The following is a 17,436-nucleotide window of genomic DNA, read 5'->3' as shown; positions in this document are numbered from 1 at the left end:
CATGACGGTTTTAGTATTAGGCGGAGCTGGATATATCGGATCGCACGCGGTCTACCAATTGATCGACCAAGGAACGCGGGTTGTCGTTGTCGACAATTTGGAAACAGGCCACCGGGAAGCGGTCCACCCGGAAGCGGTATTTTACGAAGGCGATATCCGGGACGCTGCGTTTCTCAATTTTGTTTTTGAAAAAGAAGCGATTGACGAAGTTGTCCATTTCGCTGCCAATTCCCTGGTCGGCGAATCGATGGAGAATCCTTTGAAGTATTTCGACAACAACGTCTACGGAACACAGGTATTGTTGCAGGCGATGACCAAGCACGGCGTCGGGAAAATCGTCTTTTCTTCCACCGCTGCCACTTACGGCGAACCGGAAGCAGTGCCGATCACCGAAAAGATGCCGACCGTTCCGACGAGCACTTACGGCGAAACCAAGCTCACCATGGAAAAGCTCATGAAGTGGACCGGCCTTGCGCATAGGTTGAAATTCGTGTCGCTGCGCTATTTCAACGTTGCCGGTGCAAGAGAAGGCGCCGAAATCGGCGAAGACCACCATCCGGAATCCCATCTTGTGCCATTGATTTTGCAGACAGCACTTGGGCAGCGAAGCGAAATCACTGTGTTCGGCGATGACTACGATACTGAGGACGGCACGTGCATCCGCGATTACGTCCACGTCGAAGACTTGATCCGTGCGCATTTACTGGCACTCGACTATTTGAGACAAGGCGGCGACAGCGATGTCTTTAACCTAGGGAGCAGCCAAGGCTTTTCCGTCAACGAAATGATTTCCGCTGCCCGTTCAGTGACCGGCAAGGAAATCCCGGTAAAAACGGGTGCACGCCGCGCAGGCGACCCGAGCATCCTGATTGCCAGTTCCGACAAAGCGAGAACCGTGCTAGGCTGGAATCCCGTCCATACGTCCGTTGAAAAAATCATCGAAGATGCCTGGAACTGGCATTCTAAAAACCCATCCGGCTACGAAAAGGAAGTGTTGAAATGATCTATCAAACACTTGCCGGGCTTGTCCAAAAAGCCCTCGAGACGGGACTCATTGAAGCCGCAGACAGCGATTATACCCGCAACCAGGCGATGTACCTGCTTGGATTGCAATCATTCCCCAAAGGAGCGCTCGAACCGGCGGACGACACCATCCCGAACCTGCTCGAAACTTTGGTTGGCTATGCCGTAGAAAAAGGCGTCATCGAAGACATCTTTGACGACAAGGAAATGCTGTCAGCCAATATCATGAACTGTTTAGTTGCACGGCCTTCTGCTATCAATGCAGCATTTGATGAGAAATACGCGGAGTCGCCGGAAGCGGCAACGGATTATTTTTACGAACTGAGCCAAAACAGCAACTACATCCAGATGAACCGGATCCGCAAAAACATTTCCTATAAAGCGGAATCTAAATACGGCGAAATGGACATCACAATCAATTTGTCTAAGCCTGAGAAAGATCCGGAACAGATCAAGCGCGAACGCGAGATGAAGCAGACGCTCTCTTATCCGAAATGCCTCTTGTGCAAAGAAAACGTTGGCTACGCGGGGCGCATCGGCTACCCGGCACGCGCCAACCACCGCGTCGTTGAGGTGCCGCTTGCCGGTGAAAACTGGTATTTCCAGTACTCGCCTTACGTCTATTACAACGAACACAGCATCCTGCTTTCAAAAGAACACCGCGACATGAAAATCGACCGCAGTGGCTTTAAACGCCTGCTTGCTTTTACCGAACGCTTCCCCCATTACTTTGTCGGCTCGAATGCGGATTTGCCGATTGTCGGGGGCTCTATCTTAAGCCACGACCATTACCAGGCCGGGCGCTATGAATTTGCCATGACCAAAGCGGAAGACGCGTTCATCTTTCCGCTGGCCGCCTATCCGGACATCGCGGCATCCGTCGTGAAATGGCCGATGTCGGTGATCCGCTTGAAAGGCAGCGAAATCGGAAGCCTCGTCGATGCAGCGGATGAGATTTTGCAGAAGTGGAAAACGTATTCGGATGAAGAAGCCGATGTATTGGCATTCACTGGCGACACACCGCACAACACTATTACGCCGATTGCGCGAAAACGCAGCGGACTGTTTGAAATCGATTTGGTGCTCCGAAACAACCGCACAACAGCGGAACATCCGTCAGGGATCTTCCATCCGCACGCAGATGTCCATCACATCAAGAAAGAAAATATCGGTTTGATTGAAGTGATGGGGCTTGCCGTTTTGCCGCCCCGCTTAAAAGAGGAACTGGCGGAAATCGAGGAATTCCTGCTCGGAAATGCAGACACTGTCTCTCCTCCCCACCAGGAATGGGCAGAACAATTAAAAGAGCAGTATGGCACGCTTTCTCAGCGCGAAGAAGCGGAAGCAACCCTGCAAAAAGAATTGGGCAAAAAGTTCGTCCGCATCCTTGAAGACGCCGGAGTGTTAAAAGAAAAAGAAGCGTTCGACCGGTTTATCCAGACCTTGAATCAGCCCGCAGCAAGCGGTTCAATCAACGGAATCCGCTGACATTGGTCAAGATGCACGAAGACTCCCCGTATCTTTGTGCATCCTTGCCATTACCGGAATTCCGGCTTTACGGTATGCTTTTACTAGTTAATGAAAGCACTTACACACATTGGAGGGAATCAAATGGCAGGCTTGAATTTAGTGAACATCAGAAAAGAATACGAAAAAGGGGTTGTATCCGTACAGGACTTCAACCTGGAAATTCGCGACAAAGAGTTCCTCGTTCTCGTCGGCCCTTCAGGCTGCGGAAAGTCAACGACGCTTCGGATGATTGCCGGCCTTGAAGACATCACACAAGGCGACTTGTACATCGGCGACAGACGTGTCAACGATGTCTCGCCGAAAGACCGCGACATTGCGATGGTCTTCCAAAACTATGCCCTTTACCCGCATATGAGCGTTTATGACAATATGGCGTTCAGCTTGAAGCTGCGTAAAATGAAAAAAGACGATATCAAATCACGGGTGGCGAATGCCTCGAGCATTCTCGGCCTTGATGATTATTTGGACCGCAAGCCGAAAGCCTTATCGGGTGGACAGCGCCAGCGTGTTGCTTTAGGACGCGCCATCGTCCGCGACGCGGAAGTATTCCTAATGGATGAGCCGCTCTCCAACTTGGATGCCAAACTGCGTGTGCAGATGCGCGCCGAGATCCAGAAGCTGCATCGCCGCCTGCAGACGACGACCGTTTACGTAACCCACGATCAGACCGAAGCGATGACAATGGCGACACGCCTTGTCGTCATGAAAGACGGCTTTATCCAGCAGGTCGGATCACCGAAAGAAGTATACGACTTGCCGGACAATATGTTCGTCGGCGGCTTTATCGGTTCGCCGTCCATGAACTTCCTACGCGGAAAAATCGTCGGCGATTCGTTCGTGATGGAAGGCATCAAAGTGCTTGTGCCTGAAGGAAAACTGAAGACTTTGCGCGACCAAGGGTACGCTGACAAAGAAATCATCCTCGGCATCCGTCCGGAAGATATCCACGATGAGCCGTTGTTCCTGCAGCATTCGCCGCACACGAAAATCGTCGCGTTTGTCGAAGTGTCGGAATTGATGGGATCTGAAATTGTCCTGTATTCAAAAGTGAACGACCAGGACTTCATCGCCCGCGTGGACGCCCGCTTCAATGTGCAAGCCGGCCAAACGATCGACATGGCATTCGATATGAACAAAGCCCATTTCTTCGATATTGATACGGAGTTGCGGATTAAATAAGCTTGTTGAATATAAAGTTCCTTCTATATTGAAGAGGCTGTCCCGAAGTCATTTTAAATGACAAAGGGGCAGCCTCTTCTTTTTAGTAATGTGATTAACGTTCCATTCGCGTCAGGCGCGCGCTTTCCGCCGGCACGGCTTCAGCTTCCTCGTCACTGCGTTCCTGCGGGATCTTCAGCTCGTGCTGATTCGGCAGGAGTCGCCGCCTTCTGCTCATTCCACTGGCTTCAGTTTTAAATTTAGTTATCTTTAATTAGAAGAAAGCGGCGGTACGCCGCTTCGCTGATAGAACTCCTCATTTTAATAGAAGTCCTTACATCTTTTTCTCCCTAAAAATAGAGCCCTCACCGAGCGAGGCGCGTCCGTGGGCTAGGCGAAGCAAGAAGACAGGCGGGTTTCCCTGGCTTCTTGTGAGAGCCATGCCCCAAGCGTCCGAGCGGGCATCCCCAGATACGAAGAAGAGAAAAAGGCAGTCCAAAAGCCGCTGACTCCGACTTTCAGGACTGCCTTTAAATTTGTTCTTCTTGTTAACAGTTTATGCCTTCGCTAAAATCAAGACGCCTTTTGGTTCCAACCCAACCGTTCCGCTCACTTGCTCATTGGACAGCAATTCCTTGTACGCGCCATCCCCTAGCTCGATCGCTGCTTCTTCGTTGTTGTGGTTCAGCACGAACAGGTAGGTCTGTCCGTCTTTCACACGCTCGGTTGTTTCCACGCCTTCCGGTACGGCTAGAAGCGGTTCGACGCCGGCTTCTTCGCACACGGTCTGCAGGAAGTCGACCAGGAAGTCAGCATCTGGGCTTGACGCCACGTACCACGCTTTCCCTTTTCCGAACTGGTTGACGGTCAGGACCGGCATCCCTTTGTAGAAGTCGGAGCCGTATTCAGCAACGGCTTCAGCGCCTTCTGTATGGATCAGGTCAAACAAGAGGTTGCAGGAATAGCTGCCGTTCATCTGTCCGCGGGCATCGTTCAAAACGATTTGATTCGTTTCGTCCGGATGAAGCGCATCGATTTCCTCTGCCCAAATGCCAAGGACGTTGCGCAATTCGCCCGGGTATCCGCCAAGCGTCACGATGTCGGTTTCATTGACAATGCCGCTGAAGAACGTTGTCAGGAACGTGCCGCCGTTTTCGACGAAGCTTTCCACTTTCGATGCATAGCCTTCTTTCACCATGTAAAGAACCGGTGCAATGACGACATCGTATTGGCTCAAGTCTTCTTCGACGCCGATCATGTCGACTTGGACATTTAATTTATAAAGTGCGTCGTAGTATTTATGGACTTCGTTGACATAGTCGAGCGACACAGACGGTCCGCTTGACAGCTCCACTGCCCAGCGGTTTTCCCAGTCAAAGACGATGGCAACTTTGGCGTTGACGCGTGCATCAAGCAGCGTATCCCCTAATTGGTTGAACTCTTGCCCGATTTGAGCGACTTCATTGAATACCCGCGTATGTTCGTGGCCAACGTGTTCAATGACCGCGCCGTGGTATTTCTCGCAGGCGCCGACAGAACGTCGCAATTGGAAATACAGGATGGTGTCCGCGCCGCGGCCGATTGCCTGGTAGCTCCATAAGCGCATGACGCCTGGACGCTTCAAGGAATTGTATGGCTGCCAGTTTTGCTGGCTCGGCGTCTGTTCCATCAGCATGAACGGCTGCCCGCTCTTCAGTCCGCGCATCAAATCATGCGTCATCGCCGTGTAGCTGAACGGCGTATCGATGGCCGGGTAGTTGTCCCAAGACACAACGTCCATTTCTTTTGCCCATTTGAAGTAATCAAGCATCGGATATGTGCCCATCAAGTTGGTCGTGATCGGCGTGTTCGGCGTGTGTTTCCGGATGGCATTGTACTCCAGTTTGTAGCAGTCCAACAGGCTGTCCGATTGGAAGCGGCGGTAATCGAGCGAAATGCCTTGGAAATCGGACTCGTTGTTTTCGCGTTCTTCGCTCAGCATGTTCGGCGGCACAATTTCATCCCACTCGTAGAACGTGTGGCCCCAGAATCCGGTGTTCCATGCTTTGTTCAGCTTTTCCAGCGTGCCGTATTTGTCGCTCAGCCAGTTTTGGAAAGCGGTTTGGCAGTTGTCGCAATAGCAGTAGCCGCCGTACTCGTTGGCCACGTGCCAGATCAGGACGGCCGGATGGTCTTTGTAGCGCTCCGCCAGTTTCTCTGCGATTTTCTCGGAGTATTCGCGGTACGTCGGGCTGTTCGGGCAGGAATTGTGGCGGCTGCCGAATTTCCGTTTCCTGCCGTAGAAATCAACGCGGAGGACATCCGGGTATTTTTTCGCCATCCATGCCGGATGTGCTGCCGTGCTCGTCGCGAGGCATGTGTAAATGCCGTTTTCGTAAAGGCGGTTGATTTTCTCATCGAGCCAGTCAAAGTTATATGTCTCTTCATCCGGCTGGTTCAGCGCCCATGAAAAGACGTTCAAAGTCGCTACATCAATTCCTGCCAGTTTGAACATGCGTACGTCTTCGTCCCAAATTTCCTGCGAATCCCATTGTTCCGGGTTGTAGTCCCCGCCGTGCCAAATTTTCGGCAATTTCTCGTTAATCATGTGATTCCATCCCTTCTATCTCAAGCCCGGTCATCCGAGCTTTGGCTGGTCCAGCAATTGGATTTGGTCGGTCGTGGTGTTTTCAAGTTCCAGCACGACCACTTCGTTGTTTTCTTCTTTCAATAAAGGACCCGGCACATACAGGCGCTGCTGCGGCCCGGCTGTGTTCCAGTAGCGGCCGAGGTTAAAGCCGTTGATGAAGACATTGCCTTTCGTGAAACCTTGTGTGTCAACATACGCATCGAGCCCTTCCACTGCATCGAACGTGCCGCGGAAAAATTTCGGGAACCGCTCTTCATTGCCGGTCTGGTAATCAAGCGGCAAGCGGTCCATTTCAATCTTAAACATTTCCCAGTGGAAGAAATACTGTTCGCCGAGCCACAGGTTTTTGAGCAGGCCTTTTTGGTCGGTCAAATGCTCGCCGTAATTGGCGCGCCCCAGGTTCTCCACCAGGATCTCCAGCGTGTTGACTCGTTCCGGGAAATCCAGGACGAGCGCTTTGTCTTCGTCGTTGATGTACGTCGTTGCGGCGTAGCGGCCGTTGATGTAGATGAAGCCGCGGTCGCGGATATGGCCTGAATTCATTTTCAGCTCGCCTTGGCGGTTGACCGTCGTGCGGTACAGCGTATAGCCGTAAGCCTGATCGATGTCTTCCATCGGGAGCGGCACCATGTGCTCGACTTTTTCACTGATGCTTTCCAGGACGTCGAACAAACTGACGCTTTCCCCTACGTTCACGGTTCCGTATTCTGTTGCCGTCGCTGTCTCTTCAAAATCCGCCGGCACTTCGGTGTATGCGCTCAGCACCCTTTTGACGGCTTTGTATTTTTCGGTAATCGCGCCGCCTTCGGTCAGCAAGCTGTCGTAATCGTAGCTCGTGATGGTCGGGTAGTAGATGTCGTAATGGTTGGCGCCGTTCATGAAGCCGAAGTTCGTGCCGCCGTGGAACATATAGAAATTGACCGAAATGTTCTTGTCCATGATTTCCTTGAAGACGGCCGCGACATCGTCGCCGCTTCGCACCGTATGCTCTCCTGACCAATAATCAAACCAGCCGATCCAGAACTCGGCCACCATCTTCGGCGAACCCGGCTTGAAGGCTTCGAGCGCGTTGAACGATTCATCCACCCGGGAACCGAAGTTTAGTGTGGTCGTAACATCCGGCAACGAACCTTGCGTGATGAAATCCGGGCCGTCTGACGTGAACAGAAAGGTATCAAGCCCGTGCTTTTGATACTGGTCTTTGTAGAAATCCAAGTATGCCAAATCATTGCCGTAGGCGCCGTATTCGTTTTCGATCTGCATGGCAATGACTGGCCCGCCGTTTTGGCACAAGTGCCGCTTGAATTTCGGCAACAGAACGGCGAAATAATCTTCCACATGCTTCAGGAAAGACGGGTCGCTGCTTCGCATGACGAGCCCCTTGTCTTTTAGGAGCCAGGACGGCAAGCCCCCCATTTCCCACTCCGCGCAAATATACGGTGCCGGGCGCAGGATGACATAAAGCCCCACTCGTTGGGCAAGCTCGATAAACTGTTCGATGTCCGCCATTCCGGAAAACTGGAATTCGCCTTTTTTCGGTTCGTGAAAGTTCCACGGAATATACGTTTCAACGGTATTCAGCCCGAGCGCCTTCAGTTTCTGCAAGCGGTCTTCCCACTGCTCTGGCACTGTCCGGAAGTAATGGATGCCCCCCGATAAGATCTGGAAAGGCTTTTCATCGAAATAAAACGATTCGTTTTTAACAGTCAGCACATTGACGCCTCCTATGTATGGCGGAATGCGGGTTTGCCGTTATGGATCTTTCGCAAACCCGGTTCCGGTTATACTCGCTTAACTTTGTAGACGACTGAAGAAAAATCAGCCGGATGTTCACTCAGGCGGTAGCGGTTCAGCTGCAAGCCGGCCCCCATCAATTCGTCCCCGTAAAATGTGGCATCAAGTCCTTCGATCGCGTACTCGAACTCAGGGTTTAGCCCTTTAAAGAAAATGCGGGAAAGCCCTGGGTTCGGGGTCGACAGGATCTGGTAATAGCCGAGCAGCGCTTCGCTTTGGTCATCCGACACCACCAGCCAGCTCGTGCGGTTGCCGTCTTCTGCAAACGGGCTTTCAATCCGGTAAAACTGCCCTTGCTGGATCAGCGACCGGTTTTCTTTGTAGAACCGGATCTGTTCTTTCACTTGTTCTTTTTCCGCATCTGTCATCATCGTTACATCCAGTTCGTAGCCGAAAGCGCCAAAATACGCGACGTTTGCGCGTGTTTCCAAACTTGTCACTCGTCCTACCTGGTGGTTCGGCACGGCCGAGACATGCGCGCCCATTGACGAAACGGGGTACACAAGCGACGTGCCGTATTGGATCTTCAACCGTTCTACGGCATCGGTATCGTCGCTCGTCCATCCTTGCGGTGCATAATGCAGCAAGCCCGGATCAAAGCGGCTGCCGCCTCCTGCACAGGATTCGAACAAGACATGCGGAAATTTCGAAGTCAACCGCTCGTACAGCGAATACACACCCAGGATGTAGCGGTGCGCCACTTCCCGCTGCCGGTCTGCTGGAAGGTCGAGCGAGCCGACTTCCGTCATGTAGCGGTTCATGTCCCATTTCACGTAGGAAATCGGTGCATCCCGCAGGACTTTCGCCATCAAACCATAGATGTAGTCGACGACTTCCTGGCGGGAGAAATCCAGCACCAACTGGTTTCTGCCATGCGACATTCGGCGGTTCGGCACGTGGATCACCCAATCCGGATGCGCGTTGTACAAGTCGCTCGCTTTTGACACCATTTCCGGCTCAAACCACAAGCCGAATTCCATCCCAAGGCCCGAAATGGCTTTTGCCAATTGCGTGATGCCGTTCGGCAATTTACGCTTGTCTTCGAACCAGTCGCCGAGCGAACTCGTGTCGGCATCGCGCTTGCCGAACCAGCCGTCGTCCAGGACGAACAATTCCACTCCGAGCTCTTTCGATGACTGCGCGAGTTCAAATATTTTCTGTTCATCAAAATCGAAATACGTCGCTTCCCAGTTGTTGATCAGCACCGGACGTTCCCGGTCGCGCCATTTCCCGCGTGCCAATCGGGTGCGGTACAGCTGGTGGTAAGTCTGGCTCATGCCATTCAAGCCCGCGTCCGAATACACCAGCACCGCTTCCGGCGCCTGGAACGACTCCCCGTTTTTCAGGAGCCAATTGAAATCGAACGGGTTGATGCCCATCATCAAACGCGCCGTGTCGTAATGGTCCACTTCAACCTGCGCCAGGAAATTGCCGCTGTAAACCAGGCTCGCGCCGTAGACTTCGCCTTGGTGTTCCGTCGTTTCCGGCCGCTTTAATGCCAGGAACGGATTTTGCTGGGCACTGCTCGTCCCGCGCGTGCTCGCGATGCTTTGAAGCCCCGGCACCAGCCGGCGGTTTTTGATGTGCCGCTCCCGTGCCCATGCTCCTGACAGCTGCACCATCTCAAAGTTGGCATCCGGCAAATCGATGCTGACGCTCAGCGCCCGCGTCAAGTTGACATCCGCCTCACCGTAATTGGTAAAACGGGCCGAGCGGGCAATGGCATCCAGTTCTTCAAAAACGGTGTACGACAGCCGGACTTCCACGTCGATTTCCTTATCGTATAACGTAATTTCCAAGGTCGTCGCTTCCCTGTCGTTTTCAGAATACGTGGCCGGCAAGCCTTCCAGTTTCTCTTTGCCTCCGAAAATCCGGTGGTCCTGATAGACAAAATCGGTGATGCGGCTGCCCCCTTCTTGCAGCACTTGGTAAGCGGGCTCACGGAAATCCGTCGTTCCGTATGCCGGATACTCTTGTTTGACGAGATCGAGCGAAAAGACCAAATCTCCTTCTGTCGTGCAGGCAGTATTCGGCGTCGCTTCCACATGGAACAAGCGCTCGAACGACTCCCGGTGGCGCAATTTCTTCCCGTAGTAAAGCTGGCCCAACTGGCCGTTTTCCATCACGCTAAAAATATAGCTCGTTTTTTCGGTTTGCAGGTGAAACTCCCGTGTGGAGCCATTGTATAAAATCGGCACAATATACCTCCTCGTAGTAAAGCAGATCAAGCGGACTTTCTAATTTCCTTAATTTATTCACTTGTTAAAATCACTGTGTTTTTCGTGTTATTCGATATGTATCAAAATAGCTGCGCCCGCCTGAGGCAAGTGCAGCTATTTCATTTAACCCTTAACCGATCCCATCATGCCGGCTACAAAGTGTTTCTGCATCAGGAAGAACACAAGCGCTGTCGGCAATGTCGCGATGACAATCGCCGACATGATGACGCCGTAGTCAGGCGAGTAGCTCGAACCCAAATTGGAAATCAGCAATGGAATGGTCCGTTTTTCCGGTGATTGTAAGATGACCAATGGCCATAAGTAGTTGTTCCAGCTGTTCATAAACGTGATGATCGCTGCTGCGGCATAGGTCGTTTTCATCGTCGGCATGTAGATCCGGAAGAAGACGCCGATTTCGCTCAAGCCATCAATTCTTCCCGCTTCCACCAAATCTTTCGGAAACATTTTCGTGTTCTGGCGGAAGAAGAAGATGAAGAATGCCGTAGTCGCTGTCGGCAAAATGACCGCGCCGAGCGAGTCGATGCCGAAAAGCGGCGCCGTGTCGCTGATGCTGCCGAACATGCGGTACAAAGGCACCATGATCGCTGCAAACGGAATCATCATCGACAACAGCAGGATGTTAAAGACGATGTCTTTCCCTCTGCTGCGGTGGATTTCAAAACCGTAGCCGGCAAGCGATGCCAGCAAGAGCGTCACTACGGTCGTGATGACCGCGATAATTGTCGAGTTGACCAACGCCGGAACGATGTCCACCGATTCAAACAGCGTCGTCATGTTTTCGATCAAATGAGTGCCTGGAAGCAAACGCCCTTTTGTCACATCCGATGATTTATTGGTGATGCTAACGAGCATCCATAAAAACGGGAAAATGGATACAATGGCTGCAAGGCTTAGAAACACGTAGATAAAGGCTCTTTTGATGTTCTTCATTTCTTCTCACCCGCCACTCTGAATTGAATAATCGAAAGAATTACCACTAGAATCACAATGACGTAAGAGACGGTCGACGCATAACCGAAGTCAGGCGTGTATTCGAACGACAGGTTGTAGATGTACTGCGAAATCGAAATCGTCGCATTGCCGGGTCCGCCGTTTGTGATGTTGACGATTTCATCGAAGATCTGCAACGTTCCGATTGTCGACGTAATCGATGTGAACAAAATGATCGGTTTCAACATTGGCACGGTAATCTGGAAAAATTGCTGAATGGAGTTTGCTCCATCAATTTTCGCTGCTTCGTAGATCGATTTATCCACGTTCTGCAAAGCCGCCAAATAGAAAATCATGTTGTAGCCGGTCCATCTCCATGTGATGGCGAGAATGATGACCACTTTCGCCCAAAACGGATCGGCCAGGAAGTTGATCGTTTCGGAAATAAAGCCGAAATTGAGTAAAAACACGTTGATGATGCCATCCACACCAAACAGGTATTTAAAGATGACCGAATAGGCAACCAGTGAAGTGACACACGGCAAGAAAATCGCGATTCTGAAAAAGCCTTTGAATTTCAAATTAGGATCATTTAACAGAACCGAGAAGAATAACGCCAATACAATCATCAATGGAACTTGAATCAGCAGATATATTGATGTATTGGTTAGCGCTGCGATAAACGTCGGATCGCCGAACAATCGCTGCCAGTTGGCCAATCCTACATACTCAAGGTTGCTGCCCATCCCGGATTGGAACGATAAAAGGAAAGCCTGGACCATAGGGTAAAAGTTGAAAATCGTAATGGCAATGACTGAGACAATGACAAACAACCAACCGACTTTTTTCTTAAAAAATACACCGGTTTTTTCGCGCCTTGTTTCTTTATAGCGCAGCGGAAGATCCAGTTCGTCTTTTTTTGTAGCTTGCTGGTTCATGTTTCTCATTCCTCCTATAAGAAAAGCGCAAGCGCCCATGGAGCTCCAACAGGCTTAATGCACTTCACGCAGGAAATTCTGATTTCCGGAGTGATGTGATTTAAGACCCCGAGGGGCTGGGCGCTGGAGTCTGGACACCGATTACGCAATTCTGATTTCTATGCTTCTCATCATTTTAAAAAAACTTGAGCTGCGCCTGGCTGGCGAGTGATAAAGCACTTCGACCAGTCCATTAGCGGCAACTCAAGGCTTTATTGTTTCCCGTGCAATTATTTAAGTTGTGCTTCCGCTTGCCCTTGAACATTTTCAAGCACTTTTGTCAGCTCTGTGCCTTTTAGGTAGTCTTGCATCCCTGTAACCAAGATGTCTTCGATGGCATATGTGTGCAGGCCATAGTTGACGCCAGGAATTTCATCTGTCCATTTTGAGAAGTCGGTAATGATTTGCTGTCCGCCGAAGAATTCATCTTCTACTGCGTAAGCTTCGCCTTCAGCTGCTGCTGAGTAAGTTCCAAGAGCACCGATGTCTTTTACAAGTGTCTGGTACAAGTCAGCATTTGAGCCGAATGTGTTCAGCATGAAATCTGCCGCTTCTTCTTTGCCGTCTACGTTTAAGATGTACCACGAGCTTCCGCCCAAGTTAGAAGCGTTAACTGCGCCTTCCATATCCAAACGCGGCATTGGCACAACTGCCCATTTCCCTGATTGTTCTGCTTCTTGCTTGATGCTTGGCGTGATCCAGTTTCCTGTTGGTACGCTGGCAACATCGCCGCTGTTGAATGCGCCGACAAACTGGCTCCAGTCAGAAACGATTTTCCCGATATCTGCGTCCATCATCTTTTTGTATGTTTCGAATGCTTTCGCAAGTGTTTCGTTTCCTGCAAGGTTCGGTGTTGAACCATCTTCTTTCACGTACCAAGAACCGTTCGTCTGGATCATCATGCGGATTTGGCCTAAATCGTTCGGGTCCAATGTCAGCATGTTTTTGCCTGTTGCTTCTTTTACTTTCTTGCCGATTTCAATGTATTCGTCCCACGTGATGTTCGTCAGATCTTCTGCTGTGTAGCCTGCTTGCTCCAAGTAGTCCGTACGAACGTACAATCCGGCTACGCCTGAATCGAATGGCAATCCGTATTGTTCGCCGTTATGGCTCGTTGTAGCAATTTTGTAATCTGCAAAATCTTCCGGGTTAATAACGTCTGTCAACGGATGGAATGCATCCGGATAAGCCTGCAGGAAACTTTGTGCACGGTAATCTTCGATCAGGACAATGTTTGGCATCCCTTTCGTCGTACCTGAGCTAAGCCCTGTGTTAAGTTTTTGGATGATATCGTCTTGTGCATTTTCAATGATTTTCACTTCAAAATCGCCGTCACCGTTATATGCTTCTTTTGCTTTTTCAAGCGCTGCAATATTGAATGCCGGATCCCAAGCCCAAGCTGTAATGGTATCTGCGCTTCCTGCACCTTCTGCACTGCTTCCGCCGCTTGCTTCTTCATCCCCCGAAGAACAAGCTGCCAATACAGCCAATCCAACCAGCAGCACGAGCATAAGATAAAATTTCTTCATCAAAAATCCCCCTTTTTGTAAGCGCTTCATTTTGCACCTTTCATACAGTATAGCGGCATAAAAAAAAAGATTGTTAGCACAATCTTTAGGTGTTCCTTTGAAAATTTTTAGATATTTCAAACTTGCGAGATAGTTGGTATGACTATTCTTGGATACTTGTAATTTCGTTGGATTTTGGAGCTGGATCCAACTTTTGAATAGGCAATTCCACTTTTACTTTCGTCCCTTCGCCTTTGTTGCTTGTAATTTCTACGCCGTATTCTTCCCCGTAAATCATCTGGATGCGTTCATGGACATTGCGAATGCCGATGCCGCTGAAAAGATGGCGTTTCTCTTTGATGTCTTCTTTTGTGTGGTCGCCTTTTATCTCCATGCCGTCGCCGTTATCCACGATTTCACAGACCAGTCTGCCGTGTTTTTGCGACACCAGAATTTGGACGAAGCCTTCTTTTTTCTCGTTGAATGCATGGAAAAAGGCATTTTCGATGAACGGCTGCAAAATCAATTTCGGCAGCTGGCAATCCAGGCAGTCCGGCGAAATGAAGAAATTCACTTTGATGCCGTTGCCGTAGCGCGCCTGGTTAATCAAGACGTAGTTTTTCAAATCCGTTATTTCCTGTTCCACGGTGATGGTTTGGTCCACATTGCTGAGGGCATTTTGCAATAACGAAATCAGTGCGTGGATCATATCGGTCGCTTTTTCCTGTTTGCCTTGCTGGACCATGAATTTGATGGAAGCCAGCGTGTTATACAAAAAATGCGGGTTGATCTGATGCTGCAGCGCCATCAATTCCGCGCTGCGCTGCTTTTGTTCGGCTTGGACGACCAAGTCTACATATTCCTGCAACTCGTTGAGCATGTAGTTGAACGCGTTGGCAATTTTCTTTGCTTCGTAGCCGCCGGTTTCAGCAACCGGCTTGTTGAAATCGTATTTGGCGATTGTCGAGATTTGTTTGACCAGCCGGCTGATCGAATTGGTCATCCGCCGCGAGATGATAAACACTACGATAACAGCGAGCAAGACGATGCCGAAGCTGATCAGCAGGATTTCTTTTGTATTGATCAAATTTTCCAGCACCGCGTCTTTGTCCACCAGATTCACCAAATACAAATCATAGGTCGGCAAGTACTGCGACATCAGCAAGTAATCGGTATCGAAAACTTGAACATCTTTGAATTCCACTTCTTCGTTTTCAACTTCTTTTGCCATTGACAAAAGTTCCGGCGTTTCCTGCCCGATCATTTCTTCCTGGTTGCTGGAAACGATTTTGCCGGTTCTGTCGACAAGCAGCACTTTGTTTTCCGTGCTCGTATACCCCTCGTAAAGCTCTTTCCAATCCTCTTCGCGGATCGGGAAATACAGCACCCCGTAAATTTCGCCGGTCGACCGTTCCATCAGCGCTTTTGTCGCCACAAGCATCGGTTTGTCGTTGAAAGAAGTGGACGGCATGAATTGATAAAGCAGCCGGTCTGGCTCATTGAACGCAGCTTCGGTAATCGGATGGTTTCGCAGCACTTCCCAGGAAACCGGCCAATTTGAATAGTTCATATTGTACAGGCGCTCATTTCGCCCGAGTACGATCATGTTGGCGTCATAGGCTTCCACCGTCGGGTAAATGCGTTCAATCTGCCGGCTGATGTCGTGGTAGGATTTCGACGTTTCAATCGCACTTTCGTTTTGCTGGGTCAGTACCCTTTTAATGGTGCCGTTGTTCTGCACTTCGTTCATCGCATTGACGATGGCGAAGCTGTAGTCTTCAAACCTTATTTCAATCTGCTCCAGCGCTTTCGTATTGGAAATGCTGAATGTGTCCATAAACAAATTGGAAGACATGCGGATGGAACTGAAAGTGATCAAAAGCGAGACCGCCACGATGCTGATCACCATAATCAGGAACATTTTAATGAACAGGCTGTTATTTCTTAAGATGAGAAACGCCTTTTTCTTCATTTTCATGCTGGGCTTGGATCTCCTTTCGGTAACTGCCTGGAGACATCCCCGTAATACGTTTAAACACCTTGCAATAATAGCTGTGCTCTGAATACCCGACCATGCCGCTGATGTTTGAAATTGAAACCGTACTGTTTTCCAAAAGCTCCATCGATTTCTTGATCCGGACGCGGTTCAAGTATTCGCTGAACCCTTCCTTATGGTGCGTGCTGAAATAAGACGACAAGTACGAGGCATTAAAGTGAAAATGGCCGGCAATTTCCGATAGCCGCAGGGGTTCTGTAAAATGCTGCTCAATATACGCGAGAATGAGATTCAGGTTTTTGGCCTGTTCGCTTCCCTTGTCTTCTGAAAGCAGGATTTCACGCACTTCTCCAAGAAAGCCATTGAGCTCATCCAGTGCTTCGTTTACATGAGCGGCTTCGTTGATCTTCGTGAAATAGCTGTATTTTTTTTGCTCGAGCTCCTGGATATCGTATTTCATGGTATCCAGCAGCACAATGATATTGAAAACGACATTGCCTAAAAACGACTTGAATTCAAAACTGTCGTTGCTGTACCGTCCCGCTAAATAATCGACATGGTTTTCCAGATAAGTAAACGCCGCATTGAACAAGCGGTCTTTGAACATTTCGATAAAGTGGTTCAAATCAAAAGTGGCTTGTTTTGCCTTTTCTTCCGGCAGCCCATCAAACGAAAAGAAGGTCTGCTCCGGCAAGTAAAACAAATACTTTTTCATTATCAATAGGTTTTCATCATGTACACTTTTCAAATCGCCGATGCCGTCGAACGGCTTGCCCAGCATCCACACGGCATCCCGGTTTTCGCTTGCCAGGGTTTCGACGGCTTGTTTGATCCTTTCCAGCTGATCGGGATTAAAATTAAACAAAAGCAGCGCATCGGATTCACCCGAATCCAGCACGAAAACGGACGCTTTTTCAGGCACGGCGCGCTCGAAAGCCGCTTTCAGTTGAGCGCGGTCCAAATTTCCTCCCTGTACGCTCGCCAACATAAACTGGCTGCCCGTGAAGACTGCAGACAAGCTATCCAGATCTGCGGATGGGCCATATCCGAGAATCAGCTGTTCCAGCACTTCCTCAGTTGAGCGTTTCGGTTCTACCAACGATGAGGCGTGGTGGAGATCCGGAATCCGGCTCGCTGCCTTGTTTAAGATCCGCAATAATTCAGGGCCATTCAATTTCGGCTTCAATATATAATCAGCAACTCCGTTTTGGAACGTCGAACGCACATAATCGAAGTTTTCAAAACTGCTTAGCACAATGATTTCAATATCCGGAAATGCCAGTTTCGCTTCTCTCACCAAATCGATGCCGTCCATAATCGGCATGACGATATCCGTAATAACAATATGCGGGGAAAATTCCGCGATCATCTGCATCGCTTCTTTTCCGTTTGAAGCTTCTCCGACAATTTGAAATCCTTCTTGTTCCCACTCGATGTAATTGATGATTCCCTGACGGATCAGCATTTCATCATCGACAATCAGAACTTTGCATGCTTCTCCCATGACCGTGCCCCCTTCGCATTTAACCCCTTAGACATCCATTTTTTCTCTCTTTGTGTCGAATAAACCGGTGTTCACTCGCATTAATCTACAGACATAGTATCATCTTTTTATTGTCAGATGTCGATTTATCGGTCCTATTCATTCAGG

General features: G+C 49.9%; 11 protein-coding genes. 3 read left to right on the top strand and 8 right to left on the bottom strand.

Features of this window, described 5'->3' with window-relative positions; translation table 11 throughout:
- Position 1: 1 nt before the first annotated feature.
- From galE to QWY22_RS03580, 3 genes are all read left to right on the top strand, one after another.
- A complete protein-coding gene (galE, locus tag QWY22_RS03590; protein ID WP_300983098.1) occupies positions 2–1,003 on the top strand; it encodes a UDP-glucose 4-epimerase GalE in 1,002 nt (333 codons plus the stop codon).
- Positions 1,000–2,511, top strand: a complete 1,512-nt coding sequence (gene galT, locus QWY22_RS03585; RefSeq protein WP_300983097.1) for a UDP-glucose--hexose-1-phosphate uridylyltransferase — start codon at positions 1,000–1,002, stop codon at positions 2,509–2,511. Before galE ends, galT begins: the two co-directional genes overlap by 4 nt.
- Before the next feature lie 123 nt (positions 2,512–2,634).
- The gene (locus QWY22_RS03580; protein WP_300983096.1) at positions 2,635–3,732 is read left to right on the top strand and encodes an ABC transporter ATP-binding protein; all 1,098 of its coding nucleotides are present in this window, start codon (positions 2,635–2,637) and stop codon (positions 3,730–3,732) included.
- A 535-nt stretch (positions 3,733–4,267) separates the two neighbouring features.
- On the opposite strand, the gene QWY22_RS03575 is transcribed toward QWY22_RS03580, so the two are convergent.
- The 8 genes from QWY22_RS03575 to QWY22_RS03540 all read right to left on the bottom strand — a co-directional run bounded on the left by QWY22_RS03575 (position 4,268) and on the right by QWY22_RS03540 (position 17,289).
- Positions 4,268–6,298, bottom strand: coding sequence for a beta-galactosidase (locus QWY22_RS03575; RefSeq protein WP_300983094.1), 2,031 nt, complete (start codon positions 6,296–6,298; stop codon positions 4,268–4,270).
- Positions 6,299–6,328: 30 nt separating this feature from the next.
- Positions 6,329–8,053, bottom strand: coding sequence for a glycoside hydrolase family 35 protein (locus QWY22_RS03570; protein ID WP_300983093.1), 1,725 nt, complete (start codon positions 8,051–8,053; stop codon positions 6,329–6,331).
- Between the two features lie 68 nt (positions 8,054–8,121).
- Positions 8,122–10,332 (bottom strand): alpha-galactosidase, encoded by a 2,211-nt coding sequence (locus tag QWY22_RS03565; protein ID WP_300983092.1) that lies wholly within the window; start codon positions 10,330–10,332, stop codon positions 8,122–8,124.
- 144 nt (positions 10,333–10,476) lie between these two features.
- Positions 10,477–11,304: a carbohydrate ABC transporter permease gene (locus QWY22_RS03560; RefSeq protein WP_300983091.1), complete on the bottom strand. Its 828-nt coding sequence runs from the start codon at positions 11,302–11,304 to the stop codon at positions 10,477–10,479.
- Positions 11,301–12,242 carry a carbohydrate ABC transporter permease gene (locus tag QWY22_RS03555; RefSeq protein WP_036802375.1) on the bottom strand — a complete coding sequence of 314 codons (942 nt, stop codon included), beginning with the start codon at positions 12,240–12,242 and terminating at the stop codon, positions 11,301–11,303. The genes QWY22_RS03560 and QWY22_RS03555 overlap by 4 nt, the downstream gene beginning before the upstream one ends.
- 269 nt (positions 12,243–12,511) lie before the next feature.
- Positions 12,512–13,810: an ABC transporter substrate-binding protein gene (locus QWY22_RS03550; protein ID WP_176294571.1), complete on the bottom strand. Its 1,299-nt coding sequence runs from the start codon at positions 13,808–13,810 to the stop codon at positions 12,512–12,514.
- Between the two features lie 142 nt (positions 13,811–13,952).
- Positions 13,953–15,767, bottom strand: a complete 1,815-nt coding sequence (locus QWY22_RS03545) for a cache domain-containing sensor histidine kinase (protein WP_300983090.1) — start codon at positions 15,765–15,767, stop codon at positions 13,953–13,955.
- A complete protein-coding gene (locus QWY22_RS03540) occupies positions 15,727–17,289 on the bottom strand; it encodes a response regulator transcription factor (protein WP_300983089.1) in 1,563 nt (520 codons plus the stop codon). The genes QWY22_RS03545 and QWY22_RS03540 overlap by 41 nt, the downstream gene beginning before the upstream one ends.
- Positions 17,290–17,436: the final 147 nt, after the last annotated feature.

It is taken from the genome of Planococcus liqunii, from assembly GCF_030413595.1.
In the GTDB taxonomy this organism is placed as follows: domain Bacteria; phylum Bacillota; class Bacilli; order Bacillales_A; family Planococcaceae; genus Planococcus; species Planococcus liqunii.
The sequence above is the reverse complement of the archived record's forward strand: the minus strand, read 5'-3'. Positions and strand labels throughout refer to the sequence as shown.

What these genes read in the sequence shown, in the direction of transcription:
- galE (WP_300983098.1), top strand. Translation starts at nt 2, where the DNA reads ATGACGGTTTTAGTATTAGGCGGAGCTGGATATATCGGATCGCACGCG.
- galT (WP_300983097.1), top strand. Translation starts at nt 1,000, where the DNA reads ATGATCTATCAAACACTTGCCGGGCTTGTCCAAAAAGCCCTCGAGACG.
- QWY22_RS03580 (WP_300983096.1), top strand. Translation starts at nt 2,635, where the DNA reads ATGGCAGGCTTGAATTTAGTGAACATCAGAAAAGAATACGAAAAAGGG.
- QWY22_RS03575 (WP_300983094.1), bottom strand. Translation starts at nt 6,298, where the DNA reads ATGATTAACGAGAAATTGCCGAAAATTTGGCACGGCGGGGACTACAAC.
- QWY22_RS03560 (WP_300983091.1), bottom strand. Translation starts at nt 11,304, where the DNA reads ATGAAGAACATCAAAAGAGCCTTTATCTACGTGTTTCTAAGCCTTGCA.
- QWY22_RS03555 (WP_036802375.1), bottom strand. Translation starts at nt 12,242, where the DNA reads ATGAACCAGCAAGCTACAAAAAAAGACGAACTGGATCTTCCGCTGCGC.
- QWY22_RS03550 (WP_176294571.1), bottom strand. Translation starts at nt 13,810, where the DNA reads ATGAAGAAATTTTATCTTATGCTCGTGCTGCTGGTTGGATTGGCTGTA.
- QWY22_RS03545 (WP_300983090.1), bottom strand. Translation starts at nt 15,767, where the DNA reads ATGAAAATGAAGAAAAAGGCGTTTCTCATCTTAAGAAATAACAGCCTG.
- QWY22_RS03540 (WP_300983089.1), bottom strand. Translation starts at nt 17,289, where the DNA reads ATGGGAGAAGCATGCAAAGTTCTGATTGTCGATGATGAAATGCTGATC.